Source organism: Pacificibacter sp. AS14, from assembly GCF_038899935.1.
Lineage (GTDB): Bacteria > Pseudomonadota > Alphaproteobacteria > Rhodobacterales > Rhodobacteraceae > Celeribacter.
Map to the genome: position 1 here is coordinate 1 of NZ_JBBMQI010000017.1, position 26,200 is coordinate 26,200.

General features: G+C 54.6%; 25 protein-coding genes and 1 other RNA gene. 13 read left to right on the forward strand and 13 right to left on the reverse strand.

Annotated elements, in window-relative coordinates; translation table 11 throughout:
* Nucleotides 1-129: 129 nt before the first annotated feature.
* Nucleotides 130-786, forward strand: a complete 657-nt coding sequence (locus tag WNY38_RS14290) for an HD domain-containing protein (RefSeq protein WP_342858033.1) — start codon at nt 130-132, stop codon at nt 784-786.
* A gap of 122 nt (nt 787-908) precedes the next feature.
* Here WNY38_RS14290 and recR read toward each other — a convergent pair whose 3' ends face one another.
* From recR to WNY38_RS14325, 7 genes are all read right to left on the reverse strand, one after another.
* Nucleotides 909-1,505: a recombination mediator RecR gene (gene recR / locus WNY38_RS14295; protein ID WP_342858034.1), complete on the reverse strand. Its 597-nt coding sequence runs from the start codon at nt 1,503-1,505 to the stop codon at nt 909-911.
* Nucleotides 1,506-1,514: 9 nt separating this feature from the next.
* Nucleotides 1,515-1,859: a YbaB/EbfC family nucleoid-associated protein gene (locus tag WNY38_RS14300; protein WP_342858035.1), complete on the reverse strand. Its 345-nt coding sequence runs from the start codon at nt 1,857-1,859 to the stop codon at nt 1,515-1,517.
* A gap of 25 nt (nt 1,860-1,884) precedes the next feature.
* A complete protein-coding gene (locus WNY38_RS14305) occupies nt 1,885-3,126 on the reverse strand; it encodes a hypothetical protein (RefSeq protein WP_342858036.1) in 1,242 nt (413 codons plus the stop codon).
* 40 nt (nt 3,127-3,166) lie between these two features.
* Nucleotides 3,167-4,972, reverse strand: coding sequence for a DNA polymerase III subunit gamma/tau (locus tag WNY38_RS14310; protein ID WP_342858037.1), 1,806 nt, complete (start codon nt 4,970-4,972; stop codon nt 3,167-3,169).
* Nucleotides 4,973-5,053: 81 nt separating this feature from the next.
* Nucleotides 5,054-6,100 (reverse strand): ribosome small subunit-dependent GTPase A, encoded by a 1,047-nt coding sequence (rsgA, locus tag WNY38_RS14315; RefSeq protein ID WP_342858038.1) that lies wholly within the window; start codon nt 6,098-6,100, stop codon nt 5,054-5,056.
* 193 nt (nt 6,101-6,293) lie between these two features.
* An RNA gene (ffs, locus tag WNY38_RS14320) (signal recognition particle sRNA small type) lies at nt 6,294-6,392 on the reverse strand.
* Between the two features lie 76 nt (nt 6,393-6,468).
* Complete coding sequence (locus tag WNY38_RS14325; protein ID WP_342858039.1) at nt 6,469-8,406, reverse strand: bifunctional 2',3'-cyclic-nucleotide 2'-phosphodiesterase/3'-nucleotidase; 1,938 nt, start codon at nt 8,404-8,406, stop codon at nt 6,469-6,471.
* Nucleotides 8,407-8,680: 274 nt separating this feature from the next.
* Here WNY38_RS14325 and nudC point away from each other — a divergent pair, with 274 nt between their 5' ends.
* Nucleotides 8,681-9,619 (forward strand): NAD(+) diphosphatase, encoded by a 939-nt coding sequence (nudC, locus tag WNY38_RS14330; protein WP_342858040.1) that lies wholly within the window; start codon nt 8,681-8,683, stop codon nt 9,617-9,619.
* Between the two features lie 45 nt (nt 9,620-9,664).
* On the forward strand, nt 9,665-10,138 hold the full coding sequence (locus tag WNY38_RS14335; RefSeq protein ID WP_342858041.1) for an SRPBCC family protein: 474 nt from the start codon (nt 9,665-9,667) through the stop codon (nt 10,136-10,138).
* Nucleotides 10,139-10,224: 86 nt separating this feature from the next.
* On the opposite strand, the gene WNY38_RS14340 is transcribed toward WNY38_RS14335, so the two are convergent.
* Nucleotides 10,225-11,055: a prephenate dehydratase gene (locus tag WNY38_RS14340; protein ID WP_342858042.1), complete on the reverse strand. Its 831-nt coding sequence runs from the start codon at nt 11,053-11,055 to the stop codon at nt 10,225-10,227.
* A 122-nt stretch (nt 11,056-11,177) separates the two neighbouring features.
* Here WNY38_RS14340 and WNY38_RS14345 point away from each other — a divergent pair, with 122 nt between their 5' ends.
* From WNY38_RS14345 to WNY38_RS14365, 5 genes are all read left to right on the forward strand, one after another.
* Nucleotides 11,178-11,690 carry a cytochrome c family protein gene (locus tag WNY38_RS14345; RefSeq protein ID WP_342858043.1) on the forward strand — a complete coding sequence of 171 codons (513 nt, stop codon included), beginning with the start codon at nt 11,178-11,180 and terminating at the stop codon, nt 11,688-11,690.
* 241 nt (nt 11,691-11,931) lie between these two features.
* Complete coding sequence (locus tag WNY38_RS14350) at nt 11,932-13,830, forward strand: extracellular solute-binding protein (protein ID WP_342858044.1); 1,899 nt, start codon at nt 11,932-11,934, stop codon at nt 13,828-13,830.
* Between the two features lie 61 nt (nt 13,831-13,891).
* Nucleotides 13,892-14,989, forward strand: coding sequence for a microcin C ABC transporter permease YejB (gene yejB / locus WNY38_RS14355; RefSeq protein WP_342858045.1), 1,098 nt, complete (start codon nt 13,892-13,894; stop codon nt 14,987-14,989).
* The gene (locus tag WNY38_RS14360; protein ID WP_342858046.1) at nt 14,986-16,092 is read left to right on the forward strand and encodes an ABC transporter permease; all 1,107 of its coding nucleotides are present in this window, start codon (nt 14,986-14,988) and stop codon (nt 16,090-16,092) included. The genes yejB and WNY38_RS14360 overlap by 4 nt, the downstream gene beginning before the upstream one ends.
* Nucleotides 16,089-17,696 carry an ABC transporter ATP-binding protein gene (locus WNY38_RS14365; protein WP_342858047.1) on the forward strand — a complete coding sequence of 536 codons (1,608 nt, stop codon included), beginning with the start codon at nt 16,089-16,091 and terminating at the stop codon, nt 17,694-17,696. The genes WNY38_RS14360 and WNY38_RS14365 overlap by 4 nt, the downstream gene beginning before the upstream one ends.
* 54 nt (nt 17,697-17,750) lie before the next feature.
* Here the strand turns inward: WNY38_RS14365 and WNY38_RS14370 are convergent, their stop codons facing one another.
* Complete coding sequence (locus tag WNY38_RS14370; protein ID WP_342858048.1) at nt 17,751-19,253, reverse strand: D-alanyl-D-alanine carboxypeptidase family protein; 1,503 nt, start codon at nt 19,251-19,253, stop codon at nt 17,751-17,753.
* 278 nt (nt 19,254-19,531) lie between these two features.
* The gene (locus tag WNY38_RS14375; protein ID WP_342858049.1) at nt 19,532-20,242 is read right to left on the reverse strand and encodes an HAD family hydrolase; all 711 of its coding nucleotides are present in this window, start codon (nt 20,240-20,242) and stop codon (nt 19,532-19,534) included.
* A 136-nt stretch (nt 20,243-20,378) separates the two neighbouring features.
* Between WNY38_RS14375 and clpS the strand changes: the two genes are divergently transcribed.
* Genes clpS through WNY38_RS14390 form a run of 3 tightly spaced genes read left to right on the forward strand, consistent with a single transcriptional unit; the run spans nt 20,379 to nt 22,546 of the window.
* Nucleotides 20,379-20,702 carry an ATP-dependent Clp protease adapter ClpS gene (clpS, locus tag WNY38_RS14380; protein WP_342858100.1) on the forward strand — a complete coding sequence of 108 codons (324 nt, stop codon included), beginning with the start codon at nt 20,379-20,381 and terminating at the stop codon, nt 20,700-20,702.
* Between the two features lie 21 nt (nt 20,703-20,723).
* Nucleotides 20,724-21,704 (forward strand): methyltransferase, encoded by a 981-nt coding sequence (locus WNY38_RS14385; RefSeq protein WP_342858050.1) that lies wholly within the window; start codon nt 20,724-20,726, stop codon nt 21,702-21,704.
* Between the two features lie 29 nt (nt 21,705-21,733).
* Entirely contained in the window at nt 21,734-22,546 is an 813-nt protein-coding gene (locus WNY38_RS14390) for an SDR family oxidoreductase (RefSeq protein ID WP_342858051.1), read from the forward strand.
* A 6-nt stretch (nt 22,547-22,552) separates the two neighbouring features.
* On the opposite strand, the gene WNY38_RS14395 is transcribed toward WNY38_RS14390, so the two are convergent.
* A complete protein-coding gene (locus tag WNY38_RS14395; RefSeq protein WP_342858052.1) occupies nt 22,553-22,927 on the reverse strand; it encodes a hypothetical protein in 375 nt (124 codons plus the stop codon).
* Nucleotides 22,928-23,044: 117 nt separating this feature from the next.
* Here WNY38_RS14395 and hemF point away from each other — a divergent pair, with 117 nt between their 5' ends.
* Both hemF and WNY38_RS14405 read left to right on the forward strand, forming a co-directional pair.
* Nucleotides 23,045-23,938 (forward strand): oxygen-dependent coproporphyrinogen oxidase, encoded by an 894-nt coding sequence (hemF, locus tag WNY38_RS14400; RefSeq protein WP_342858053.1) that lies wholly within the window; start codon nt 23,045-23,047, stop codon nt 23,936-23,938.
* A gap of 1 nt (nt 23,939) precedes the next feature.
* A complete protein-coding gene (locus WNY38_RS14405; protein ID WP_342858054.1) occupies nt 23,940-24,548 on the forward strand; it encodes a LysE family translocator in 609 nt (202 codons plus the stop codon).
* A gap of 11 nt (nt 24,549-24,559) precedes the next feature.
* On the opposite strand, the gene WNY38_RS14410 is transcribed toward WNY38_RS14405, so the two are convergent.
* The gene (locus WNY38_RS14410; RefSeq protein ID WP_342858056.1) at nt 24,560-25,066 is read right to left on the reverse strand and encodes an N-acetyltransferase; all 507 of its coding nucleotides are present in this window, start codon (nt 25,064-25,066) and stop codon (nt 24,560-24,562) included.
* Nucleotides 25,063-26,097: a uroporphyrinogen decarboxylase gene (gene hemE, locus WNY38_RS14415; protein WP_342858057.1), complete on the reverse strand. Its 1,035-nt coding sequence runs from the start codon at nt 26,095-26,097 to the stop codon at nt 25,063-25,065. The genes WNY38_RS14410 and hemE overlap by 4 nt, the downstream gene beginning before the upstream one ends.
* Nucleotides 26,098-26,200: the final 103 nt, after the last annotated feature.

Below are 26,200 nucleotides of genomic sequence, written 5' to 3' on the forward strand. Positions count from 1 at the left end.
TACGGTACTTCATTTAAAACACTCCATCTCTTCCTAAAGATTAAAGTGTTGCGCCGACCAGTTGAGGCCACCGCCCAAACCGACCGGTACTGCCTTGCGGCCAAAGGTCACTTTCGATAATTGTGATGGATGAATATCGCTCAGTATTTTTCTCCTCACGTAGACACTGCCGTTAAGTTACTTCCGCACGCGCTTGGTGCTACCGACGATGCATCGCATGACGCGTCCCACCTTCTTCGAGTTTGGAGAAACGTGCAGATTATCTCTGAAAAAGAGGGCGGTGACAGCGCAATACTGATGGCTGCAACACTCCTTCATGATTGCGTTGATATGCCGAAAGACTCACCTCTTAGATCATCGGGGTCCCGCATGGCGTCAGAAAAAGCGTTTGCTACACTTACCATACTCGGATGGCAGCAAGACAAAGCTGATATGGTAGCCCATGCCATTGAAGCACATAGCTTTTCAGCAGGTGTTGAACCCAAAACATTGGAAGCCCGTATTCTACAGGATGCGGACCGCTTAGATGCCATAGGTCACATCGGCATTGCCCGATGTTTCTATGTTTCAGGCCGGCTTGGCAGGGCAATCTACGATCCCGAAGACCCTTCAGGATCAAGACGAGACTTAGATGATCTTAATTTCGCAATCGACCACTTTAAGACCAAACTCTTGAGATTGTCCGGGGCATTCCAAACGCAAACAGGAAATGTGCTCGCAGCAAAGCGGCACAAAACCGTTAAAAACTTCATGGATGGTTTACTGGAAGAGGTATCCATCGACTAAAATAATTTCTGATCGTATTTCAGCGGTAGCTTTGCCCGCATAGCGGTCGCTAATGCATCACGTGCGAATGTAAGCTAAGCCGCTCGTCCTTATGTGGCCTGTGTTAGCTCTAAGCTTTGCACCTAAAAACCCTTGCGCGCCCGTAAAGCCGCTGTAATCGTCCCGTCGTCCAGATAATCCAGTTCGCCGCCAATCGGTACGCCTTGGGCCAATGAGGTGACGGTACAAACTCCTGCCAGCTCATCGGCGATGTAATGCGCTGTCGTTTGCCCGTCGATGGTGGCGTTCAGCGCAAGGATGATCTCAGAAATGCCTTCGTCGCGCACACGGCTCATCAGCAGTGGGATGCGCAGCTCTTCGGGGCCGATGGCATCCAGCGCGGACAGGGTGCCACCCAGCACATGATAGCGCCCGCGAAACACCGCAGCGCGCTCCATCGCCCACAGATCTGCCACATCTTCGACGACGCAAATCTCGCCCGTGGCGCGCTTTTCAGAGGCGCAGATGTCGCAGATCGTACCCGTACCGATGTTGCCGCATTTCACGCATTCGCGGGCGTTCTCGGCTACGGATTTCATCGCATCCGCGAGCGGGCTCATCAATCGCCCGCGTTTCTTGATCAGATGCAAAACAGCACGGCGGGCCGAGCGCGGGCCGAGGCCGGGCAGCTTGGCCATCAGGTTGATTAGCGCATCAATGTCTTTGCGGCCCGCGTCCATACTGTCGGCTTAAAACGGCATTTTGAAATCAGCCGGAAGCCCAAGGCCTTCGGTCAATTTCGCCATTTCAGACTGCGCTTTCGTGCTGGCTTTGGCTTGCGCGTCTTTGATTGCGGCCAAGATCAAATCTTCGACCACTTCTTTTTCATCGGGGTGAAAAATGGACGGATCAATATCAAGCCCTGTCAGCGTGCCTTTGGCATTGGCCGTGGCTTTCACAAGGCCCGCACCGCTTTCGCCCACAACCGTGACGTTTTCCAACTGCTCTTGCATGTCAGCCATATCTTGCTGCATTTGCTGCGCTTTTTTCATCATGCCGGCCATATCGCCAAGCCCGCCAAGTCCTTTGAGCATTTCGTGTCTCCTTTAAGGTTTCACTTTAGATAGTCGAATGATCGCGGGTTCTCAAGGCAAGTTGGGCGTTCCATCGCCACATGCCCCAAGCCAACGGGATCGCGGCCAGCCCGCCGATGACATAGGCAAGAGGTTCGTCATGAAAGCTTTCAAAGGCTTGCGTATAGGCATGGATCGCGCCAAAGGTGATCGCTGTATTGAACAAGCCCCGCATGGTTTTATGTGCGGCCATACCCGCGATCGCCGCCAATGCGATGGCCCATATGATGGCGTAGGCATGGTCTGAAATGACCAAAGCCGTCGCGAGGAAGGCATCATGTGCGGCTTCAAAATGGGCGCGCGCTTCGGCGTATGTGCCCGCGGCGCTCAAACCGTCGGCGTGAAAATCTCTGTAGTTTGGGCGCAGCGGTCCCCAAATATGTTCACCAACCACATCGCCCCACAGCGCGCCAACCAAGGCACACATATTGGCGACGATAAACGCCATGATGGTTAGAGTGGCACTGTGGCGACGCAGCCTTTCGCTCAGCTTTGATCCAAGCCACATCAAAAGGCCAATGAGACCAAGCATTTGCACAATTGAGAGAGTCGATTCCTTGGAATAAAACACGTAGCTGGCGTAAGAATAGTCGGAGCTTACAGCCAGCATCTGGGCGAAGGGGACAATCGCCAAAGCGGTGATGAAACGCACATCAATATAGGTCCCAAGGGCTGCAATCGCGAGGGTTGCATAAAAATAGGCACTGGCCAGCCACCATCCCGTTACACGGTGGTGCTCAACCAAATATCCAGCACCCGCTAAATGGAGAGCGAAAGTCATGATCAGAATAGCGCCCAGTACAAAGCGGTACTTGGCGGCACGCTGAAATGCGAAAACGGCGATAACAGTCATCACAACACCGATGATCAAACTGGAAATCCCCGCAATATCGGGGTGGTTCGTGAACAGCTCGACGCCAAGTCCACCGACCCAAAGACCTGCACCGATTAAGGTTGCTGCTTGTCCAAACATTTCGAAAACGTTTGCGTTTCGGCGTGAAATCAGCAAACCAGCCAGCATCATCGCAGCGCCAAGGACGGCCACTGCGACGGCATCAGCAAGCCAAAAGATGATCCCTGATGTGGCCGCCAAAATCCCGCTGAAGAGCACTGTATTTACAACAAGCTGAACCATCGCCTCACGTGCGCGCAGCTCAATTTCTCGTGCTTGATCGACCGAAATGATCCCATCTGACAGCAGCGTTTTGGTGTTGATAACAGCTTGCATTTAGGGCCTAAATCTCATGTTATTTCCGCGCAATTTTGTATCAGCTATCTTCAAAGGGATCCCATTCGTCCTCGACCTCTGGAAGGGCTTCAACAGCGGCTTCCATGGCGATGGCCTCGGGCGTGCGGATTTTCGCGATTTTCGCACCGGGGAACAACTCGAACACCTTGGCCACAATCGGATGCGCACGCGCTTGGGCACGCAGGGCAAGTTCGGCGGCGTTTTTAATTTCGTAAATCGTCTTGGTGCCCTCGGGCGCCTTGGCGATACTCACGGCCCAACGCACGCCGGTGAAGGCATTCAGCCTGCTGGCCAGCCGCGCGGCCAAATCTTGTGGGGCATCATCGCTGGGTTCAAACTCAATCCGACCGGGGGCATATTTGGCCAAACGGATGTAGTTTTCCATCTCAATCAGCAGTTTCGCGTCGCGGTGATGGCGCACCAATTCGATCACATCTTCAAAGGCGCCGTACCGCGCAAGCGAGGCCTCAGGTGCTGTTGCCAAAGCTGTGACAGCCCCACCACTGGACATGCTTGGCGCATGGGTGATTTGTCCGCCCGACACGCCACCAGTCCCGCCGCCAGACACAGACTGACCAGAGGCCGTCACAGACCCGCCACCCGCATGGGAACCGCCACCACCACCGGAAGGCGGACGGGGCGGTGGATTTTGTTCGTTCAGTTTGCGCACCAAATCGTCAGGCATCGGCAGATCAGCGACATGCGTCAAGCGGATCACGGCCATTTCAGCCGCCATCATCGCGTTGGGGGCGGCTGCGATTTCTTCCAAAGATTTCAGCAGCATTTGCCACATCCGCGACAACACGCGCATGGGAATTTTCTCGGACATGGTCAGCCCGCGGGTGCGCTCGTCTGGGCCGATTGTGGGATCATCAGCGGCATTGGGCGTGATTTTGATGACGGACACCCAATGGGTGATATCGGCCAAATCGCGCATCACCGCCAAAGGATCAGCGCCGTCCGCATACTGCCCGCCGATCTCTTCCAAAGCGCCAGCGGCATCGCCGGACATGATCATATCGAACAGGTCCAAAACGCGTCCACGATCGGCAAGGCCAAGCATCGCACGCACTTGGTCAGCTGTGGTCTCGCCCGCGCCGTGCGAAATGGCTTGGTCCAGCAACGACTGCGCATCGCGGGCGGAGCCTTCGGCGGCGCGGGTGATCAGCGCCAGTGCGTCATCCGTGATTTCCGCGTTTTCAGCCGCCGCGATTTTGCGCAGCAAAGCGATCATCACTTCGGGTTCAATGCGGCGCAAATCAAAGCGTTGGCAGCGCGACAGAACCGTGACCGGCACTTTGCGAATTTCGGTGGTGGCCATGATGAATTTGGTGTGCGCCATCGGTTCTTCAAGCGTTTTCAGCAACGCGTTGAACGCGGCTGTCGACAGCATGTGAACCTCATCGATGATGAAGATCTTATAGCGGCCTTCGGCGGGCCGTGTGCGGGCCATAGAATTCAGCTCGCGGATGTTATCAACACCAGTTGAGGACGCCGCATCGATTTCAAGCACGTCGAAAAAGCGCCCCTCAGAAATGCCTATGCAAGGTTTGCATTTGCCGCAGGGGGACGTGGTCGGGCCGCCGGTGCCATCTTCGCCGATACAGTTCAGACCCTTGGCGATGATGCGCGCCGTGGTGGTTTTGCCCGTGCCGCGAATGCCAGTCATGATAAAGGCCTGCGCAATGCGATCTGCATCGAATGCGTTTTTCAGCGTGCGCACCATGGCATCTTGGCCAACAAGATCGGCAAAGGTTTCGGGGCGGTATTTGCGCGCCAGAACCTGATAGCCTGTGTCTGTCTCGGTCATGTTGTGATCCCTCAAACTCTTGGGGTTAAGGTATGCGCGCCGAGGCCAAGTCGCAACCCAAGTTGCGATCTGTATAGCACGTCAGGTCGTGGCGCGTTATTCGATTTCGCCGCTGCGCACGCGCTTTGCCTTAAAGGCGGTGCGTTTGAGCTTGCTGAACTTGCGCCCGCGTTCTTTGGAGGTGGCGATGGTGCCTGTGTTCTCAGCATCTTCATCGCGCAGTTTTCTCCATCGCTCAACGCGGTCTTGGGTCAAATCGCCCGCCTCCACAGCCGCGCGAATGGCGCAGCCCGGCTCGGTGATGTGTTTGCAGTCGGAAAATTTACATTCGGTCACCAGATCAGTGATGTCTTCAAACAAGGTGGCGATGCCCGCGGCGGCGTCGTGCAAAGCCAGCTCGCGCATCCCTGGTGTGTCGATCATCCAGCCGCCAGCGTGCATCAAATGCATCGAACGCGCCGTGGTGGTGTGCCGCCCTTTGGCGTCATCTTCGCGGATGTCAGCTGTCAGCAGGTCTTCCCCCGTCAGCGTGCGCCCGATTGTGGATTTGCCCACACCAGAAGAGCCGACAAGCGCCACGGTTTGACCCGCGCCGCACCATTTATCCATTTTCGCCACATCGCCTGCGTCTTTGGAATTCAACGCCAGTGCATCCACGCGGTTTGAAATGGCAAGGGCGCGGTCCACATAAGACTGCGGATCACCCAAAGGCGTATCGGCCTTGGTCATGACAATGACGGGATTGGTTTCGGCCTCAATCGCCAAAGCGACATAGCGTTCCAAGCGCGCCTCGTTAAAATCCGCGTTGCACGATGTGACAATGAACAGCGTGTCGATATTGGCTGCGATCAATTGCGCTTGCGAGGTATGCCCTGCCGCTTTACGCGAGATCACCGATTTGCGCGCCAAAACACGCACAAGGCGCAGGCCATCGCTGAGCACGAAATCCCCGACAGCCATATCGGTCGCCACATTGTCGCCAGACAGGGCCAAATCGATCCGCTCGTTTTGCGCATTTAACCCGATCACGCGATTGCGGCGCACTTCGGTCAAGCGCACAGGCGACATCTCGGTCGTCTCTGTGGCGCTGACTTGATCAGCAAAGTGGTCGGACCAGCCGAGGGCTGTGAAAAACGGGGTCATTGTGTTGGGCCTTTGATCATGTGCGTATAATGACCAAGGGGGCGGTCACAGCAAGCGATAACAGCAGCGCGCGCATAAAGGCGGGGATTGCCGTGTCATATCTGCGCAGATTGGTCTCGAGCACATTGGTCTTAGCATATCGGGTCTTAGCATATCGGCTTGCGCAGATTGGGCAGTCATGAGTGGGGGATTTAGGTGAGAGGCTGGACAGCGACCCAAACGGGACTCGTTGTGGCTGCTTCCTTCCGGATCTGACCAAGTTGGCGAGGCGCTCGCCCGCGCCAACCTCTCACGGATCACATAAGTGACATGCAGCGGATTCGCAAGAGGGCGCCGCAAAATCTGTGACGCCCCCTGAAGTATGATGTCTAGAGTGCAATGCGAAAGCGGGAGAACCCATCCGCCCCATCGCCGGCTGGCGTGACTTTGATGGATGTCAGTTCAGTCAAATGATCGCTGGCTTTGGGGCCTGTCTCAAAAATCACCGATGTGTCGGGCAGGGGCGCGAAGGTCCAGTTGTTGTCTGCTTTCGGATCAACTGTGCCTTGCTCAACAATATAACGCACGATGATGTCGCGGTTGGTATCAGGGCCTTCAAAGATGACTGTCGAGCCGTCTGCGCCCGGAAAATCGCCGCCCCCGCCTGCGCGGTAATTGTTTGTGGCGACGATGAATTCCATGTCATCGGTGACAGGCGTGCCCTCATAGGCCAGATCGATGATGCGTGTGGCGCTTGCGTTCAAAAGTTCACCTTTGGCGGCAAAGCGTGACGGTTGGCTGAGATCGATTTTATAGGTCACACCATCGATCACATCAAAGTTGTAGGACGGAAACTCTGGGTTCAACAAAGGCTGATCGGCCTCGCCTGTTTTAACTTGCAAGAACATACCCGCAGAGCGTTCAAGCCAGCCTTTCAGCTGCGCGCCCGTGATGCGCACCGCGCGGATGGTGTTGGGGTAAAGGTACAGATCCGCCACGTTTTTGATCGCAACGTTTCCAGGGGCGACGTCTGTGTAATATTCAGGGCCCGCGCGTCCACCTGCTTTGAAGGGGGCTGCGGCGGATAGCATCGGCAATCCGTCATGTTCGGTGCCTTCGAACATGTCCTTGAGGTACCAAAGCTGGGCATTAGAGACGATTTGCACGCTTGGATCATCCGCAACCAAAGCGAAATAGGAATGCAAAGGCGTGGCGGTTTTGCCGACAGCGCGGCGTATGTATTGCAGCGTCTCGTCGTGCACATCTGCGACAGAGCTCAAAATATCTTGGTCGCTCGTCACCAAAGGCGTGATTTTGCGATCTTCTCCGCGCGCGGAGATGGGCCGCGTTTCAACAGATGAGGTGACCACGCGCCACTCGTTGCCGCTGCGTTCAATCATCAGGTCGATTAGACCAAGATGTGATCCCCAAAAACCACCCATGACTGTGGGCTTGCCATGCACCAAACCGTTCTTTGCGTCCACGGCTGCAAGCCCGTCAAAAGTGGGTGACGGGAACACCAAATGGGAATGACCCGTGACCATGGCGTCGATCCCGTCCAGTTCGGCCAAAGGCACTGAAGCGTTTTCCATACCCTCAACGTGTTGCGCATCGCCAATGCCCGAATGGTTCAGCGCGATGATCAGATCTGCGCCTTTTTCTTTCATCTCAGGGATATAGGCGCGGGCGGTGTCTACGATATCGCGCACTTCCACATTGCCTTCCAGATGGCGGCGGTCCCATGTCATGATTTGCGGGGGCACAAAGCCGATCAGGCCGATCTTTATGGGGTGTTTTTGTCCAGAGCCATCCACAATTTCTCGGTCCAAAATCACATAGGGTTTGACCAAGGTCTTGTCTTGGCGCGCGGTGCTGCCCATCTTTTTGACCACATTGGCTGAGACAACAGGAAAGTCAGCGCCATGTAAGGACTTGAGCAAAAAATCGAGCCCGTAGTTGAATTCGTGATTGCCCAAGGTCGCGGCATCATACCCAAGCGTGTTCATCGCGGTGATGATCGGGTGCATGTCGCCGTCTTGCATTCCCCGTTCATAAGCGATGTAGTCGCCCATAGGGTTGCCTTGCAAAAGATCGCCATTGTCGACCAAGATCGCGTTATGGGCCTCAGAGCGGATGTCATTGATATGCGCGGCTGTGCGGGCAAGGCCGACGGTGTCGCTGGGGCGATCAGCATAGTAGTCGTAGGGGAAAACATGGACATGCAAATCTGTCGTTTCCATGATGCGCAGATGGGCCTGATTGGCGCTGGCGCGCGCAGAAAAGGGGTGGAGTGCGATCAAGGCGGAGCCTGCAAGTGTTTGGGACATAAATCCCCTGCGGGTTATGTTGGTTTTTTGGGGCATCGTGCTCTCCGTCATTTGTCAATTTGGAGAAATAATGATCGATGGGTACGACACCTTGGTGACACCTTGAATAATAACTATGTTTCCAGCGTGGCCAAAGCCTTGGAGCAATCTGGAGCGACAAAGTACAACTTTTGGTTGAGTGGCGGTTCAAGTGTTACCTATTCGCAACTATTAAAGTAACGTAAGACATTGAAATACCGCTAGATTGCGACGGCAGAAGGTAAAGGTAAGAATTATGGAAATTGACACAGTGACCTTTTCGGCGGGCTTGTTGAACCGCAGAGATGACCTTCGCAAGACTTCAGACGCCTTGCAGACAACCCCCGAGGCACGATTTCTACCGGTTTGGTCGTTCAAGCCATTGATCCATGACACAGGCGGGCTGGCAATGTTGCCACAAACGCATCCTTTGCTTCAACACGCGGCCATGACGGTGTTTCTGGGGCTTGATGGTACAGGCGCGCCTTTGTTCGCGGTTGACGTGTCAAAAGCTGACATTGTCGCGGGCGAGGAGTCGCAAGAAGGGGTGTTTGATACCTCGGAGCAACGTCACGAGAGCACCCCCTTCGCAAGCTTTCGCGACCTAAAAACGGTGATGACTGATTTGACCCCGCTCGAGGCAGAAATGGCTTCAACCGCACGCGCCATTCTTGGCTGGCATAAGTCGCATAAATTTTGTGCGGCCTGCGGGACGCAAAGTGAAGCCGCGGTTGGCGGCTGGCAGCGCCATTGCAATGCCTGCGGCACGCCACATTTTCCGCGCACCGATCCAGTCGTGATCATGCTGATTACCCATGGCAATTCCGTTCTTTTGGGGCGCAGCCCGCATTTCCCTCAAGGGATGTATTCACTCTTGGCCGGGTTTGTTGAACCAGGAGAGCCGATTGAAGCCGCTGTGCGCCGTGAAGTGCTTGAAGAGGCGGGTATTCCTGTCGGAAACGTGTCTTATATCGCCAGCCAACCTTGGCCGTTCCCAGCCTCTTTGATGATCGGGTGTCGCGGCACGGCTTTATCGCGTGAGATTTCACTTGACGAAAATGAGTTGGAAGACGCGCTTTGGTTGACCAGAGAAGAGTGCGCAGACGTCATGGCGGGCACGCATCCCGATATTTTGCCAGCGCGCGAAGGTGCGATAGCTCACTTTCTACTGACTAAGTGGCTTGCAGATGAATAGATTTGCACCGATAACACTTGAACACAGTGAGACAGGTGGATCAGTATGAAATTCTCGACCCGACAAGACATTGAGGCACCCGCAGCATATGTTTTTGATCAACTTACTGATTTTGACGGGCTCGAAAGACAGGCTATGCGCAGAGGCATCGAGGTGCGGCGTAAAAACCCTGTGCAATCTCGTGGCGTCGGCGCAGCTTGGGTCGTACAGGCGCCGTTTCGCGGAAAGTTGCGCGACGTCGATGCGCATGTGTCAGAATTTGATTGCCCAAATAGTTTGGTTGCTGATGCAAAATCGGGTGGGCTTGATATGACGTTGGACGTTGAGTTGGTGCCTTTGTCGCCACAGCGCACGCGTGTCACGCTGGGCTACGAGGTACGCCCGCAAACGTTGTCTGCTCGTATTTTGGTGCAATCTGTAAAGTTCGCAAAAGCATCTTTGCAGCGCCGGTTTGATCGGCGCGTTGGCGCGTATTGCAAGTCAATCTCTGAACGCTTCGAAGCCCAAGCGCGGGGTTAAGTCTGAACATTTACGGTTTGCAATTCAAAAACGCACCCAATCGGGCGCGTTTTTTTGTTTTTTGGTGCATTGGTTAAGACTGCTTTCTAGGACCGACGTGGGTCGGCGGGGTAGACGCCCAAAATTTCCACCATTTCGGTGAAATACCCAAGTTCGTCCATCGCCAGTTTGACGTTCTCATCGTCAGGGTGACCCTCGATATCCGCATAAAACTGCGTCGCGGTGAAGACGCCATCCACCATGTAGCTCTCTAACTTGGTCATGTTGACGCCATTGGTCGCGAATCCCCCCATCGCTTTAAACAGTGCGGCGGGGATGTTGCGGACACGAAACATAAAGGCTGTGACCATTTTCTCGGCGCGACGCGTGTGATCGGCGTCGCGGGCCATAACCAAGAATCGCGTGGTGTTGAGCTTATGATCTTCGATTTCAGGGGCGATAACTTCTAGCCCATACAGTTTGGCCGCCAGCTCAGACGCAAGGGCCGCTTGTGACGTGTCGCCGCCTGCGGCAACATCGCGCGCCGCCCGTGCGTTGTCAGAACTGGTCACGCCCTTGATGTCGTGGTCGCTCAAGAATTTACCACATTGCGGCAGAATCACCGGATGCCCGTGGGCGTGGGTGATGTCTGACAAAACGGCACCTGGGACGCCCAAAAGATTGACATGCACGCGCACAAAGGTCTCTTGGATGATGTGCAAACCGGCTTTGGGCAGCAAATGATAGACATCTTGCACGCGACCGTAAGTTGAATTTTCAACTGCGATCATTCCCAAATCAGCAGCTCCTGACCGCACAGCTACAAGCGCATCTTCGAATGTAGGGCAAGGAAGTGGTTCAAAATCAGGGCGAGTCTCAACGCAAGCCTGATGCGAATAAGCGCCAAGTTCTCCTTGAAAAGCGATACGTGCGGCCATTTGCGCCCCCATTTTAGCGAAGTTTCTGAAGTAAGTCGTTTGGTCGCGGGTCTTATACCTTGAAATGCACCGATGGAAACGGGTAGATACCCTTCAACAGATGCACATATACGGAACGCGACATGTTCGACACGATGACCCTTACAAAAGCCGTCTCAGCAATTTGCGGCACTCTCTTGTTCTTCCTTTTCGGCTCTTGGGCTGCAGAGGCGCTTTATCACACGGGTGGAGGTCACGGTGATCACGCCCAAGCTTACGTGATTGAAGTCGAAGACTCTGCTCCAGTTGAAGAAGCTGTTGCTGTTGATTTTGGCCCGATCTTGGCTGCGGCTGATCCTGCGTCCGGCGAAAGCATTTTTGGTAAAAAATGTTCGGCCTGTCACACTGTCACCAGTGCCGACAAAACTGGCCCGCACCTCAATGGCGCGTTCAACCGTGACATCGGTTCAATTGCTGGTTTCGGCTACTCTGGTGTTTTGACCGAACTTGAAGGCAATTGGACAGCAGACGCGTTGAACCACTTCTTGGAAAAACCAAAAGGCTTTGCGCCAGGTACAAAAATGACATTCGCTGGTTTCAAGAAAATCGACGATCGTGCAGACGTGATTGCCTATCTTCAATCTTTGGGCAGCTAAGCCCCGCGATTGAGGCGACGCCTTATCTGCGAGACATTTCAAACCCCATCGGTTTCGCCGGTGGGTTTTTTTTATGCTCCAAAACCAATGAAAGCAGTCTAAGGCAAATGTTTCTGACGTCGTCGCTCACATTTCGTCACGGTTTATTCACAGTTGCGCAACTTCGCGGTTGGAACCCGTGCAAATACAGATCAGATTGTGGATAAGAGTATCTAAGTTCATATCTAATCGGAGGTTCTGTATGTTTCATTTGTCTCACCGTTCATATCTTTTGGCTGCCCTATCGTCTTTGGCGATCAGCAGCTCAGGTGCCGCGATAGCAGCAGATGACGATACGGTGGTGGCCACGTGGTATTCAGATTGGGGCACTGCGAAATATTCAGAACCGTTTGATCACTTGGACTTTGTGAACCCTGATGCACCAAAGGGCGGGCGTGTGGTGCAGGGCACCGTGGGCGATTTCGACAGCTTCAATCCCTATTCAACCCTGTCCGGCTCACCTGCCGCGCTGTCGTCGATAGGGTATGAGCGCTTGATGGCCAGCAATAGCATATTATCGAGCCCGCGTATTCCTGACGAGCTTCAATCCAGTTCCTATTGTTTTTTGTGCGAAACGATTGAATATCCCGAGACCAAAGATTGGGTGATCTTTCATCTGAGGCACGATGTCACATTTTCTGACGGCACGCCGATGACCGCCGAAGACGTCGCCTTTACCCATAATAAATTCATGGCCGAAGGCACATTGTCTTGGCGTGCGGGCGTAGGCCAAATGATCGAAAAGGTTGAGGTGCTGGACCCGTACACGGTCAAGTTCACCTTCAATCCCGACGCGCCGCGCAAAGGTCTGATCGGACAAGCTGGCGCCACGACGGTGATGAGCAAAGCCTGGTTCGAGAAAACCGGCGCGAAGCTTGACGAGAAACGTGTTGATGTGTCACCGGGCACTGGCGAATATGTTCTGGCTGATTTTGATATGGGCAAATGGGTCGAATACAAACGCAATCCCGACTATTGGGGCGACACCCATCCCCTTATGCTTGGGCGCGGCAACGTTGATACTGTGCGCGTTGAATACTTTGGCGATTCCACATCTGTGTTTGAAGCGTTTAAGTCTGGCGAGATTACCTATCGGGGTGAAAGCTCTTCGCTGACATGGGCGACAGGCTATGATTTTCCAGCGATAGAAAACGGCTTTGTCGTCAAAGAAACCCTGCCCAGCGGTGCGATGCGTGGCCCTGTCGGGTTCTTGTTCAACCTGCGTCAAGACAAGTTCCAAGACAAACGCGTCCGCGAAGCCATTGGTCTGATGTATAATTTCACTTGGACCAACGGCGTGTTGCAATACGGACTGTTTGCGCAACGCGAAGCCTTTTGGAATGCGCCTGGCTATCAAGCCGAAGGCCTGCCTACAGGCAAAGAATTGGAAATTCTTGAACGCGTGCGTGACAAGTTGCCTGACGAGATTTTCACCCAAAGTCCACGTATGCCGCACACCTCAGGTGAACGCCTGATGGATCGCGGCAATCTGCGCAAAGCGCTGGCGCTGATGGAAGAGGCGGGTTGGACCCCCGGTGATGACGGCAAGCTGCGCAATGCGGCTGGCGAAACGCTCAAGGTCGAGATCTTGCACTATCTCGCGGCGTGGGACCGGATCATCAATCCTTATGTTGAAAACCTGCTCGCGCTGGGCGTTGACGTGACTTACAACCGCGTGGATCCGAACGAATACCAAGCACGCTCGCAAAGCTTTGATTATGATATCGTCTACAGCGGTTACAGCAGCGCCTTTGAAGAAGACACAGACTTTTCGCAAAAATACAGCTGCGAAGATCGCAACGACATCTTTAATCCAGCGGGGTATTGCAGCGAGGCTATCGATGAGATCGGCGATATTCTTCTAGAGGCGAAAAGCTTTGAAGACATGCAAGCCACTTTGCGTGCAGCAGATCGCATCTTGCGCGATGAGTATTTCATTGTGCTGGCCCATATGAATGATACGGCTTGGGTCGCCTATTACGATATGTACGAGCACCCTGGGGTGGATAAAATACCCCCGCTTGGCAGTGGTGTTTTGGATACGTGGTGGGTAAATGCGGATAAAGCCGCAGCCCTGAAAGCCGCAGGCGCGATCAAGTAACAGATAAACCAACAGGGGCGATCAAGCCCCGAGACGATTACAGGTGAAGGAGCTCTGAGACATGGGAGCCTATATTCTTCGGCGGCTTTTGCTGATCATCCCGACATTGTTGGGCATTATGATCGTGAATTTCACGCTGACCCAATTTGTGCCCGGCGGCCCGATTGAGCAGGTCTTGGCCGAAATTAATGGCGAAGGCGATGTGTTCGCTTCGATCAATGGCGGTGGTGGCGATGCCGCTGCTGCGGTTGAAATTCAAGGCGGCACCTCCACTTCAGAATACATCGGTGCGCGGGGATTGCCGCCTGAGTTCATCAAAGAGCTTGAGGTGCAGTTCGGGTTGGATAAACCGCCGCTTGAGCAGTTCTTACACATGATGTGGAACTACGTGCGGTTTGATTTTGGCGAAAGCTATTTCAAATCCGAAGGGGTGCTTGATTTGGTGTGGGACAGGTTGCCTGTGTCCATCTCGCTGGGGCTTTGGGCGACCTTGATTTCCTATCTGATCTCGATCCCTTTGGGCATTCGCAAGGCTGTGAAAGACGGATCTAAATTCGACACTTGGACCTCGGCCATCATCATCGTGGCCTATGCGATCCCAAGTTTCTTGTTCGCCATTATGTTGGTCGTTGTGTTCGCGGGCGGATCGTACTGGCAAATCTTCCCGCTGCGCGGGCTGACCTCGGCCAACTTTGACGAGCTGTCCTTGTGGGGCAAAGTGGTCGATTACGCGTGGCACATCACCTTGCCGGTCTTGGCGATGTTGATCTCGTCTTTCGCCACGCTGACGCTTTTGACCAAAAACTCGTTCTTGGATGAAATCCGCAAACAATATGTGGTCACAGCGCGCGCCAAAGGCCTGTCCGAGCACCGCGTGATGTACGGCCATGTGTTTCGCAACGCGATGTTGATCGTGATCTCAGGCTTTCCATCGCTGTTCTTGGGCGTGTTCTTTTCGGGGTCTTTGATTATCGAGACTATATTCTCGCTCGACGGCATTGGCCGCTTGGGGTTCGAAGCCGTGCTCAGACGCGACTACCCTGTGATTTTTGGCACGATGTTTTTCTTTGGCCTTATTGGTCTGATCATCGGGATTTTGTCTGATCTGATGTATATTTTTGTTGATCCGCGGATCGATTTTGAAAAGAGGGATTCATGAGACTGTCTCCGCTCAACCAGCGCCGCTGGCGCAACTTCAAATCCAACCGCCGCGCGTTGTGGTCGCTTTGGATTTTCACTGGCCTGTTCGTTTTGTCGCTGTTTGCCGAATTCATCGCCAATGACAAACCGATCTTGGTGCAGTATCGCGGCAGCTACTACACGCCGATTTTCAATTTCTATCCTGAAACCGAGTTCGGCGGCGATTTTCGCACCGAGGCGGTGTACCGCTATGCGGAAGTCGAATGTCTGATCAAATCCGGCGGGTTGGTCGATTGTTTTGATGATCCAGAAGGCGTGATGGATGACGCCAAAGACGGCATTGTGAATGATGAGCCGATTGAAAAAGGCTGGATGATCTGGCCGGTCATTCCCTATTCGTTCAACACACAAGTCGAGGGACCGGGCGCTGCGCCGTCTCCACCCACCATGCAAAATTGGCTTGGTACCGATGACACCAAACGCGATGTCACCGCGCGGGTGATTTACGGATTCCGTATCTCTATTCTGTTCGCGCTGGCTGTGACCGTGGTGTCCTCGGCCATTGGGATCGTTGCCGGTGCCATTCAGGGCTATTTCGGTGGACGGGTTGATTTGATTTTCCAACGCGTGTTGGAAATCTGGAGCTCGACCCCGCAGCTTTACGTGATCATCATCGTCTTTGCCATTTTGGGCAGGTCGTTTTGGCTCTTGGTCTTTGTGACCATTCTGTTTGGCTGGCCTGCTTTGACAGGCGTGGTGCGGGCAGAGTTTTTGCGGGCGCGCAATTTTGAATATATCCGTGCGGCGCGTGCGCTGGGTGTTTCGAATTGGACTATTATGTTCCGCCATATGTTGCCCAACGCCATGGTCGCCACCGTCACCATGCTGCCGTTCATCATGACTGGGGCCATCGGCACGCTGGCCAGCCTTGATTTCTTGGGCTTTGGTCTGCCCACGTCCTTGCCGTCTTTGGGTGAAATGACTGCGCAAGCCAAACAGAACCTGCAAGCCCCGTGGCTGGGCTTCACCGCCTTTTTCACCTACGCGATTATGTTGTCGCTTTTGGTCTTCATCTTTGAAGGCATCCGCGACGCATTTGATCCCAGAAAGACCTTCCAATGAGCCTGTTGTCGTTCGAAAACCTGCGCGTATCGTTCAAGCAAGATGGCGGGCTAAGCCCTGCGGTCAAAGGCGTGTCGTTTGATGTGAAAAAAGGCGAAACTGTCGCTTTGGTGGGCGAATCTGGATCGGGTAAATCCGTGACAGCTTTGTCGTCTGTCAGCTTGCTGCCCGACAGTGCGGTGATCGAGGGGTCGATCACATACAACGGCCAAGAGCTGTGTGGCGCCTCTGAAACAGATCTGCGCAAGCTGCGCGGCAATGACATCAGCTTTATCTTTCAAGAGCCGATGACCTCGCTTAACCCGTTGCACACCATCGAAAAACAGCTGGCTGAGATTTTGTTGGTGCACCAAGGCTTGCGCGGCCAAGAGGCGCAGACCCGCGTCATCGAATTGCTGACCCAAGTGGGCATTCATGACCCCGAAGGGCGCCTCAAAGACTATCCGCACCAGCTCTCTGGTGGGCAGCGTCAGCGCGTGATGATCGCGATGGCCTTGGCCAACGGACCAGATTTGCTTATCGCGGACGAACCGACGACAGCGCTTGACGTCACCATCCAAGCGCAAGTGTTGACGCTCTTGCGCGATTTGCAGGCTTCCATGGGCATGTCGATGTTGTTCATCACCCATGACCTTGGGATTGTGCGCAAATTGGCCGACCGCGTCTGCGTGATGAAAGACGGTGAAATTGTTGAATCTGGCGTGACCAAAGACATCTTTGATGCACCGCAACATCCCTATACCAAAATGCTGCTCGACGCCGAAACCGTGGGCTATCCCGCGCCCGTGCCTGATGATGCACCAGTGATTGCGGAAACCAAAGACCTGCGCATCTGGTTCCCCATTCAACGCGGCCTGATGCGGCGCACTGTTGGGTATGTCAAAGCGGTGAACGCCGCCGAATTTTCTGTGCGCGCGGGTGAAACCGTTGGCGTTGTTGGCGAAAGCGGGTCGGGCAAAACAACACTGGCGCTGGCGATGATGCGGTTGATCGAATCCGAAGGGCCGGTGGTGGTGCTTGGTAAAGACGTCCAAGGCTGGTCGCAAAAGCAAGTGCGCCCCCTGCGTGCTGATATGCAAATCGTATTCCAAGATCCGTTCGGGTCTTTGTCGCCGCGCATGACCGTGTCTGAAATCATCGCAGAAGGTCTGGGTGTGCATGGTCTGGGTGACTATGCCTCGGCGGAGGTTGCCGTGATCGAGATCATGAACGAGGTCGGCATTGATCCAGAGACCCGCAATCGCTATCCGCATGAGTTCTCGGGCGGGCAACGTCAGCGGATCGCCATCGCACGCGCTATGGTGTTACGTCCTAAACTGCTGGTGCTGGACGAGCCGACGTCCGCTTTGGACAAAACCGTTCAGGTGCAGATCGTCGCTTTGTTGCGTGCCCTGCAAGTGAAACACAAGCTGGCCTATCTGTTCATCTCACATGACCTTAAGGTCGTGCGCGCGCTGAGCCACAAAGTGATCGTGATGAAGCGCGGGGATATCGTTGAAGCAGGCGATGCGGCGCAAATTTTTGATGCACCGGCTGAACCCTATACCCAAGCGCTTATTACTGCGGCATTTGATCTTGCCGTGAAAGAGGGCGCAGAGGTTTAACCCTCACGCCCTCAAATCTGTCGGTCAAACTGTATTGGGGTTGGATGACGCTCTTTAAGAGGACGGCCCCATGGTTTCGCACTCTTTGCCACGCGCTTCCAGTTTACGGCAGGTCAAGGCCGCGATTTCTTGCGACAACCCAAGGAAATTCGCGTCATACCCGCCTTTGCTGCGCGTGACTTTGCGCAAGGCGCCATCGAGATTTTCAAGCTCTGACAGCGCGGTTTTTAGCAAAACTTTGCGCGCTTCATATTCCGACCCGAAGGTGCCGATATTCACCCCCCAATGGCGACTGCCTGATGTGGACATCCGTGTGACGACTTCAACCTCAGGTGTCGCAGTCACAAAACTTGGTGCAATCTGCGCAGACACGGGCTCCAGAGAGGCAAGTTGCAACGTGTTTGGGCGCGCTTTCGGTCGATAGGCTGCGATGCCGCTAGGTGCGGCAACATCGGGCGTCACAGCCGCGTCCTGCAGCAGGTCTGCAGCGATGCTTGCTGCGGCACCGGCAGCGGCAAGAGCCGCGGCTTCCTCATTGGCTTCGGCCACCACATCAAAGATGTCATCAGACATCGCCAGCAATACGATTTCTTGCTCTGGATCGAGGGCGCGCACGGGGCGCATTTGGGGCAATGGGCTTGAAACCATCGTGATGCGCGCGCGTACAATTTTAGACGCGGTTCTCGGTGTACGGCCGGAATCCGCGACCATGATAGCGCCGGTCGACGCTTTGCCCATGTAAGGGGGGCGGCGGGGTTTGTTCACGGCGACGTTGGTGGCCGCACGTTTGAACCCAAGATCCATCAGCTCAGTGACGCGTGCGTTGCGTGTGATGGTGGACCGCCCGCCAAACACGGTGGTGATGATGCGCTCAGAGCCATGCTGCGCCGAGGCCACAAGGTTAAAGCCAGCAGCCGAAGTGTAGCCTGTTTTGATCCCGTCCGCACCTTTGTAGCTGTTCAAGAAACGCGAGTTGGTGTGGGTCACGGTGCGCACGCCTGCGTCGGCTGTTTTGCGTGAAAATAGGTTGTAGTAATCTGGGTAGTCGTAAAACACGTGACGGCCCAAAACAGTCATATCGCGCGCTGTCGATAGGTGGCCACTCTCAGTAAGGCCATGGGCGTTCTTAAACGTGGTGCGTGACATGCCAAGCGCCTTGGCCGTGCGGTTCATGCGGCGGGCGAATGCAGCTTCGGACCCTTCGATCGCTTCACCGATGGCTGTGGCAGCATCATTGGCTGATTTCACAGCAGCCGCACGGATCAGGTAGCGCAGCTTGATTTTTTGGCCCGCTTTGAGACCCAAACGCGAAGGCGGCTCGCTGGCGGCTGCGCGCGAGATCGTGACCATCGTGTCCAGCGAAATTTCACCGTTCTCAATCGCCTCGAAGGCAATGTAGAGCGTCATCATTTTGGTCAAAGAGGCAGGGTGTAATCTGGTGTCGGCATTGCTGGCATGAAGAACTTTACCGTTGCGGGCATCCATGACGAGCGCCGCATATTCTGCGGCCATCACGGGTTTGATCGAGGTTAGCCCCAAGATCAAAGCGATAAGCATTACGGAAAAAATGCTCGTGGACCGAGCGCACGCTTTCACGCGTGCTTGCACGTCTCTTGCCATAATATCTGCCTCATGTTATCGGATCGTTTCGCCCGAATTATTGGCATCAGCCTAGCACAGGGTTTTAATTGAGAAAACTCCTAATTTTCAAAGGGTTTCAGGGGGTGCATCGGTGCAACGCTATATCTTGTATGGTTAACGCGCGCTTCCGCTACATATCTATTTATTAGGCCGCGATTAAATTTTATGCAAAAAATCGCTTAAGATGAATCGGATCATTGAGTGACCTGAAGGCTGTCGATCAGTGCGGGCAGGGCGTGCAAACTGTCTAGGTTGCGGTACTTTGGATGCTCTGTTGGCGGCTCTGCGTGCTCTATCGCCCAAGTGAAGTTGTGCGGCACAAATACGCCCCATGCACCTGCCTCGATGGGGGCAATGACATCGGATTTCATTGAATTCCCGACCATCATCGCAGAATCGGCGGCAATACCACGGCTTTTGAAAATTTGCGTATAGACGCTTGGCACTTTGGCTGAGACGATTTCAACACCATCAAACAAATCGCCCAACCCCGATTGCGCCAATTTGCGTTCTTGATCCAACAGGTCGCCTTTGGTGATCAGCAAAATGTCATAGGTCTGCGCAAGCTGAGCCACGGTATCCGCCGCGCCGTCCAATAAATGAATCGGATGCTGCAACATGTCTTGGCCCGCCGCGATCAACTCTTTGATCACAGAGGCGGGCACGCGTTCCTCAGTGACTTCGATAGCGGTTTCGATCATCGACAGCACAAAGCCCTTGATGCCAAACCCGTAATGACCAAGGTTGCGGCGCTCTGCTGCCAATAGACGATCGGCCAAATGGTCCGCGTCTGTATATTGTGCCAAAAGTTGTGCAAAACGATCTTGGGTTATGCGGAAAAAAGCTTCATTTTCCCATAAAGTATCATCCGCATCGAAGGCAATTGTCGACAATTTGGTGTGCATTTTGTACGTCTCCTTAACCTCTTAGGGCATAACCCCCTTTATTCGTGCGCAAAAGGGTCTATATAAAGCGCCCGAACCCTGTTTTTTTCGACTGTCCCGAATTGGAGCGCTCCGCGTGATCCACTTGCCTTATAAAATGTCCGATAAAGACGACCATTTTGACGATGGTGACCTTGGCTTGGCCTTGAAAACAAAGCCAAAAACCCAACGTCCACCGATGTATAAGGTGATGCTTTTGAATGACGACTACACACCGATGGAGTTCGTTATTCTGGTGCTTGAGCGGTTTTTTGGAATCGGGCATTCTCAGGCGACAGAGATTATGTTGACCGTTCACAAAAAAGGTCTGGCCGTCGTGGGCGTGTTTGCCTTTGAGATTGCCGAGACAAAGGTGGCCCAAGTGATGGATTTCGCCCGCCGCCACCAACACCCGCTGCAATGCACAATGGAAAAGGAATAGGCGTTCGCGCCGACCCTGCCAATGGTATCCCCAAGACTTTCCCTCGTCCTAGATGGACAAGACCAGCCCAATCGGGTCGTGGTCTATCGCCCGCGTTCCGATGCCGATTACAGCGGTTTTGGTGATGCGACTGTGCAAATTGTTCAAGGTTTCAAACCTGATTTTGCCGCCTTTCAATCCCTTGGGTTTGACACCCGTACTGCGGCTGAGGGATCATTCGATCTGGCCATCGTCGCTGTGCCGCGTGCCAAACGCGAAGCCCGTGCTTTGATTGCTGATGCGGCCACGCGATCCACGCGTGTGATTGTTGATGGGCAAAAGACGGATGGCATCGACAGCCTTCTCAAAGACGTGCGCAAACGTGTCGATGTGATCGCACTTGTGTCCAAAGCGCACGGCAAAGCTTTTATGTTTGAAGGCGGCGATTTTGCTGACTGGGCTGATCCCGGTGCGTTGAATGCGGTCGATGGGTTTGAAACCCGTCTCGGCGTGTTTTCTGCGGATCGCGTCGACAAAGCCTCGGCGGCACTGATCGCGGCTTTGCCGGACAAATTGCCGTCAAAGATCGCGGATTTTGGCGCGGGCTGGGGGTACCTGTCGCGTCATATCTTGGCGATTGAGGGCGTAAAAAAACTGCATATTGTTGAAGCAGAGGCCACTGCATTGGATTGCGCGCGCGCCAATATTGACGACGAGCGCGCCGTGTTCCATTGGGCCGATGTCACAACGCATGTGGCCAAGCCGGCCTATGACGGCATTATCATGAATCCGCCGTTTCACACCACACGCGCCGCTGATCCGGGACTTGGGCAATCGTTTATCGCCTCGGCTGCACGCTGTTTGGCGCCCCATGGGCACCTGTGGATGGTGGCAAATCGTCATCTGCCTTATGAGGCCACATTGAGCGAACATTTCGGGCTTGTTGCTGAAATCGGCGGCACGCCAGCGTTTAAAATTCTACAGGCGTCTAAGCCTCTTCGCATCGGCAAAAGAATATCGTAGCGTTGGTATACTAGAATTGGAGATTCGACATGAGCTTCTCGATCGCAGGAAAAACGGCCATTGTGACCGGTGCCGCGAATGGCATCGGTTTGGCGATTGCACGTCACTTTGTGGACCAAGGCGCGAACGTTATGTGCGCGGATATGGATGAAAGCAAACTGGCGGCCGAGATCGGCGAGGTCGGCAAAGACGATGGCTCTAAAATTCGTTATTTCGCTGGCGACTTGCGCAAAAAGCTCACCATCGCCAACCTTCTGTCTGCGACCATTGATGCGTTCGACGGCGTAGATATTTTGATCAATGCCTCGCGCCAAGTGGTGCCTTGCGATCCGACAGTCGCGAAAGACGACAGGGTCGAATACCTGCTTGAGCAAAATTTGATGACAAGTCTGCGGATGACGCAGCAGGTGTCAAAATGGATGCTGGCGCACTCTAAACGCGATGGAAACCCGAATGGGCCGGTCGGGTCTATCGTGAACCTTTCATCGATTGCCGCGCGTCGGACCCACCCTTCTATGATGGCATTTTCGATTTCAAGCGCCGCTGTCGATCAAATGACGCGCTCTATGGCTGTGGCGTTGGCACCGCACGGTATCCGCGTGAACGCTGTGGCGTTTGGGTCGGTGATGAGTGCCAGCTTGCAAGACATTTTGGCAGTTCATGAAGAATTTCGCGAAGAAATTATCGATAAAACCCCGCTTGGGCGCATCGCTTCGGCCAGAGAAGTTGCCGAGACAGTTCAGTACCTCGCCTCTGAAGGCTCCGGCTTTATGACAGGTCAGATTTTGACAGTCGACGGCGGGCGCACCTTGGTGGATCCTGTCACCACGCCTGCGCATTAACCGGTTTTAGTCTGGATAGGCCTGCTGGCAGGCCAGCACTTGGGCATCGGTTTTCAGGACCAAGGCGGCCTCTTTTTGGCGCAGGACCGCAAGTTTTGCAGCTTCCCCGTCCAGATCGATGGCTTTGCGCTCAACCACAGTTTCCTCAACGGCGACCCTGCAATATTTTTTGTCGCCATTTGGTTTCACGCCGCAGAGCTTGCGCTCATAATCGACGACTTGGGTTTCCACTAAGGCATAGCCGCGCGCCAGATTGCCCTCGGCCTCGTTCACAAAGCCGCGCACAGCCCGTAAATCTTGTGTTGCGCGTGAAATGCACATTTGCTGCTCTGAGCAGGCAGCCAGCAGCAATAAGGCGGGTAGGGCGAATAGTGGGCGCATATGAAACTCCTGTGTTGTTTGGATCATAGCGCTTATTTGCCGCGTCATAAGCGCTCTTGGCAGGGTCGGCGTAATCCTGCTAACACTCGTGCGCAATATTCTGAATAAGGACGCCCCATGACCGACGATCTACAAGACGAAAAAGCCCGCGCCTCTGCTTGGTTTCGCAGCCTGCGCGATGACATCGTCAGTGCGTTTGAAGCCTTGGAAAATACGCAAACCACAGGGCCTTTTGCCGATTTTCCGGCAGGCCGGTTCGAGGTAAGCGAGACCAAACGCACCTCTGAGGACGGCAGCGACGCAGGCGGCGGATTGATGTCTGTGATGCGCGGTGGTCGCGTGTTCGAAAAAGTGGGTGTCAATATTTCAACGGTTTATGGCACGCTTGGGGATCGCGCTCAAAACGCTATGGCTGCGCGCAAAGGCTTGCCCGGTATGAAAGACGATCCACGCTTTTGGGCCGCAGGGATTTCGCTGGTTGCCCATATGCAAAACCCTCATGCGCCTGCGGTTCACATGAACACGCGGATGTTTTGGACGCCTCATGCTTGGTGGTTTGGCGGCGGATCAGACCTGAACCCTTGCATTGAATACGCAGAAGACACAGCCGCTTTTCACGCCGTTCAAAAACAGCACTGCGACCGCCATGACGCGTCCTATTACCCCAAATTCAAAGACTGGGCGGATGAGTATTTCTACATCCCGCACCGCAATCGCGCGCGCGGCGTGGGCGGTATTTTCTTTGACGATCACTGCACGGGCGATTGGGAAAAAGACTTTGCCTTTACCCAAGACGTTGGTCGCGCGTTTCTGCCTGCTTTTCTGGGGGCTACCGAAAAACGTCGCAACACGCCGTGGAACGAGGCCGACAAAGACGCGCAATTGGTGCACCGTGGGCTCTATGCGGAATACAATCTGGTCTATGATCGCGGCACTAAGTTTGGTCTTGAGACGGGCCATGACGCCAACGCTGTGCTGATGTCATTGCCGCCTTTGGCCAAGTGGATCTAAGGTGGACCCCAACGCGTCTTTGCTGGCATTTATACTGACCTGTGCGGTCATCGAGCTGACACCTGGCCCCAACATGGCCTACCTTGCGGTTTTGGCCGCTACAGAAGGACGCCGCGCAGGGCTTTCGGCTGTCGCGGGTGTCGCACTTGGGTTGCTGATCGTGGGCCTTATGGCGGCCTTCGGATTGGCCGCAATGATCGCTTCCTCGCCGGTGTTGTTTCAAATCTTGCGCTGGGCGGGTGTCGTCTATTTGCTTTGGCTGGCTTGGGATGCGTGGCGCGAAGAAGCGCCTGAAGACAATGAGTTTTCAGACGGCGCAGCGCGGCACTTTCGACGGGGTTTGATCGTCAATTTGCTTAATCCCAAAGCGGGCATTTTCTACATTGTGATGCTGCCGCAGTTCGTGGATCAAACAGGCGATTTGGTCGCGCAAACGGTGACATTATCTGTGACCTTTGTGCTGATCGCGACCGCGATACATACGGCGATCGTGATCCTGTCAGACCTCGCGCGCGGTATCATCGGCACCCAATCGCGCCGCAAGACGCTGCGCCGCGTTATGGCTGTTGTACTTGTGGTCATCGCGGTTTGGTTTGCGTTTGAAACCTAGACTTTGAGGCATCAGACCTTGCCCGCGCTCAAAGCTTGCAAATCGTCCCAAGTCACGGGGTAGGTTTGCACCGGTTCGCCGTAGAGTTTTTCATCCTGCACTGGACCACGAATGCCGCCGATTTTGTCGTAGAAGGCCACGGCAGGGGCGTTGTTGGTGATCACGGTGAGCATCGCGGATGTATGCCCAATCGCTATCAGTCGAGTGGCGGCAGCGCGCATCAAAGCTTCGCCAATGCCGGACCGTTTGCGCACAGGCGCGACATGCAGATTGTCGATATAGGCAGGGTCGCGGTCGCATATGACATAGATGAACCCATCCACATCGCCATCTGTTTCAGACACCAACAGCACATCCCCCGCAGGCAGATCCACACCCACCCATTTGGCGCGCAGATCGTCCACAACCGGTTGCCCAAGATAGTCGTCAGACAACAATCCAACATAGGCGCCCCGCCAGCTTGCGATGTGCAAGGCGGCGATGGCGTCCATATCGGCAGGGGTAGCGTTGCGGATCATGCGGTTTCGCGCAGGGTCTCGATCATCAGCGCCACGTTGTCTGGGTCAGCGTCGGGCGTGATGCCGTGGCCGAGATTGAAAATATGCGGCCCCTTCGAGAAGGTCTCGCGGATGTGGCGCACATCGTGGATCAAACCCTGACCGCCTGTGACCATATGTGATGATTTCAGGTTGCCTTGCACACAGCCATCGACTTGCACATTGGCAGCGCCCCACTCAGGAGACACAGAATTATCAAGCGCCACACAGTCCACGCCGGTTTTCTTGGCAAAGCCGATGTAACCGTCGCCGGCCTCACGTGGGAAGCCGATGATTGGCACATTCGGATGACGACGTTTGAGTTCCTGCGTGATGATGCGCGCAGGCTCGACCGCGTATTTTTCAAACGCCTCGCCTTTCAGCGATCCCGCCCAGCTGTCAAAGATTTTCACAACTTCTGCGCCCGCACGAATTTGCATGTCGAGATATTCGATGGTGGCCAAAGTTAGCAGATTGATGACATTCTCAAACAGCTCATTATTGCCCTCACGAAGCGCATGAGCCGGCCCTTGGTCCGGCGTGCCGCGACCTGCCAACATATAAGTGGCCACGGTCCATGGCGCGCCTGCAAAACCTATCAACGTGGTCTCTTTGGGCAGTTCTTGCGCGAGGATTTTTACCGTTTCATACACAGGGCTGAGCACCTTATGGATGTCGTCCTTGCCTTTAAGTGCGTTGAAATCTGACTGCTGGGTGATCGTTGACAATCGCGGGCCTTCGCCTGTGACAAACCACAATTCCGCGCCCAAAGCTTGGGGGACGAGCAAAATATCCGCGAACAAAATCGCCGCGTCAAAACCAAAACGGCGGATTGGCTGCAAAGTCACTTCGGCGGCCAGCTCAGGGTTGTAACACAGCTTCAGGAAATCACCGGCCTGAGCGCGGGTGGCGCGATATTCAGGCAGGTAGCGCCCCGCTTGACGCATCATCCAAATCGGCGGCACGCTTTGCGTTTCGCCGCGCAGTGCCTTGAGGATTGTTTTATCTGCCATGATCTGCCCTTCCAAAATTGCTTGGACGTTGGTCACGTGCCTGCGGTGTTTTGTCAAGCATTCCATGCTTGTCAGGCCATCACGTCGCAGGTACTTCTGGGGT

What these genes read in the sequence shown, in the direction of transcription:
- WNY38_RS14300 (WP_342858035.1), bottom strand. Translation starts at nt 1,859, where the DNA reads ATGCTCAAAGGACTTGGCGGGCTTGGCGATATGGCCGGCATGATGAAA.
- WNY38_RS14290 (WP_342858033.1), top strand. Translation starts at nt 130, where the DNA reads ATGAATATCGCTCAGTATTTTTCTCCTCACGTAGACACTGCCGTTAAG.
- WNY38_RS14385 (WP_342858050.1), top strand. Translation starts at nt 20,724, where the DNA reads ATGGTATCCCCAAGACTTTCCCTCGTCCTAGATGGACAAGACCAGCCC.
- WNY38_RS14360 (WP_342858046.1), top strand. Translation starts at nt 14,986, where the DNA reads ATGAGACTGTCTCCGCTCAACCAGCGCCGCTGGCGCAACTTCAAATCC.
- yejB (WP_342858045.1), top strand. Translation starts at nt 13,892, where the DNA reads ATGGGAGCCTATATTCTTCGGCGGCTTTTGCTGATCATCCCGACATTG.
- WNY38_RS14345 (WP_342858043.1), top strand. Translation starts at nt 11,178, where the DNA reads ATGTTCGACACGATGACCCTTACAAAAGCCGTCTCAGCAATTTGCGGC.
- clpS (WP_342858100.1), top strand. Translation starts at nt 20,379, where the DNA reads ATGTCCGATAAAGACGACCATTTTGACGATGGTGACCTTGGCTTGGCC.
- WNY38_RS14370 (WP_342858048.1), bottom strand. Translation starts at nt 19,253, where the DNA reads ATGCTTATCGCTTTGATCTTGGGGCTAACCTCGATCAAACCCGTGATG.
- hemF (WP_342858053.1), top strand. Translation starts at nt 23,045, where the DNA reads ATGACCGACGATCTACAAGACGAAAAAGCCCGCGCCTCTGCTTGGTTT.
- WNY38_RS14335 (WP_342858041.1), top strand. Translation starts at nt 9,665, where the DNA reads ATGAAATTCTCGACCCGACAAGACATTGAGGCACCCGCAGCATATGTT.
- WNY38_RS14350 (WP_342858044.1), top strand. Translation starts at nt 11,932, where the DNA reads ATGTTTCATTTGTCTCACCGTTCATATCTTTTGGCTGCCCTATCGTCT.
- WNY38_RS14375 (WP_342858049.1), bottom strand. Translation starts at nt 20,242, where the DNA reads ATGCACACCAAATTGTCGACAATTGCCTTCGATGCGGATGATACTTTA.
- WNY38_RS14390 (WP_342858051.1), top strand. Translation starts at nt 21,734, where the DNA reads ATGAGCTTCTCGATCGCAGGAAAAACGGCCATTGTGACCGGTGCCGCG.
- rsgA (WP_342858038.1), bottom strand. Translation starts at nt 6,100, where the DNA reads ATGACCCCGTTTTTCACAGCCCTCGGCTGGTCCGACCACTTTGCTGAT.
- WNY38_RS14395 (WP_342858052.1), bottom strand. Translation starts at nt 22,927, where the DNA reads ATGCGCCCACTATTCGCCCTACCCGCCTTATTGCTGCTGGCTGCCTGC.
- nudC (WP_342858040.1), top strand. Translation starts at nt 8,681, where the DNA reads ATGGAAATTGACACAGTGACCTTTTCGGCGGGCTTGTTGAACCGCAGA.
- recR (WP_342858034.1), bottom strand. Translation starts at nt 1,505, where the DNA reads ATGGACGCGGGCCGCAAAGACATTGATGCGCTAATCAACCTGATGGCC.
- WNY38_RS14305 (WP_342858036.1), bottom strand. Translation starts at nt 3,126, where the DNA reads ATGCAAGCTGTTATCAACACCAAAACGCTGCTGTCAGATGGGATCATT.
- WNY38_RS14340 (WP_342858042.1), bottom strand. Translation starts at nt 11,055, where the DNA reads ATGGCCGCACGTATCGCTTTTCAAGGAGAACTTGGCGCTTATTCGCAT.
- WNY38_RS14365 (WP_342858047.1), top strand. Translation starts at nt 16,089, where the DNA reads ATGAGCCTGTTGTCGTTCGAAAACCTGCGCGTATCGTTCAAGCAAGAT.
- WNY38_RS14410 (WP_342858056.1), bottom strand. Translation starts at nt 25,066, where the DNA reads ATGATCCGCAACGCTACCCCTGCCGATATGGACGCCATCGCCGCCTTG.
- hemE (WP_342858057.1), bottom strand. Translation starts at nt 26,097, where the DNA reads ATGGCAGATAAAACAATCCTCAAGGCACTGCGCGGCGAAACGCAAAGC.
- WNY38_RS14325 (WP_342858039.1), bottom strand. Translation starts at nt 8,406, where the DNA reads ATGTCCCAAACACTTGCAGGCTCCGCCTTGATCGCACTCCACCCCTTT.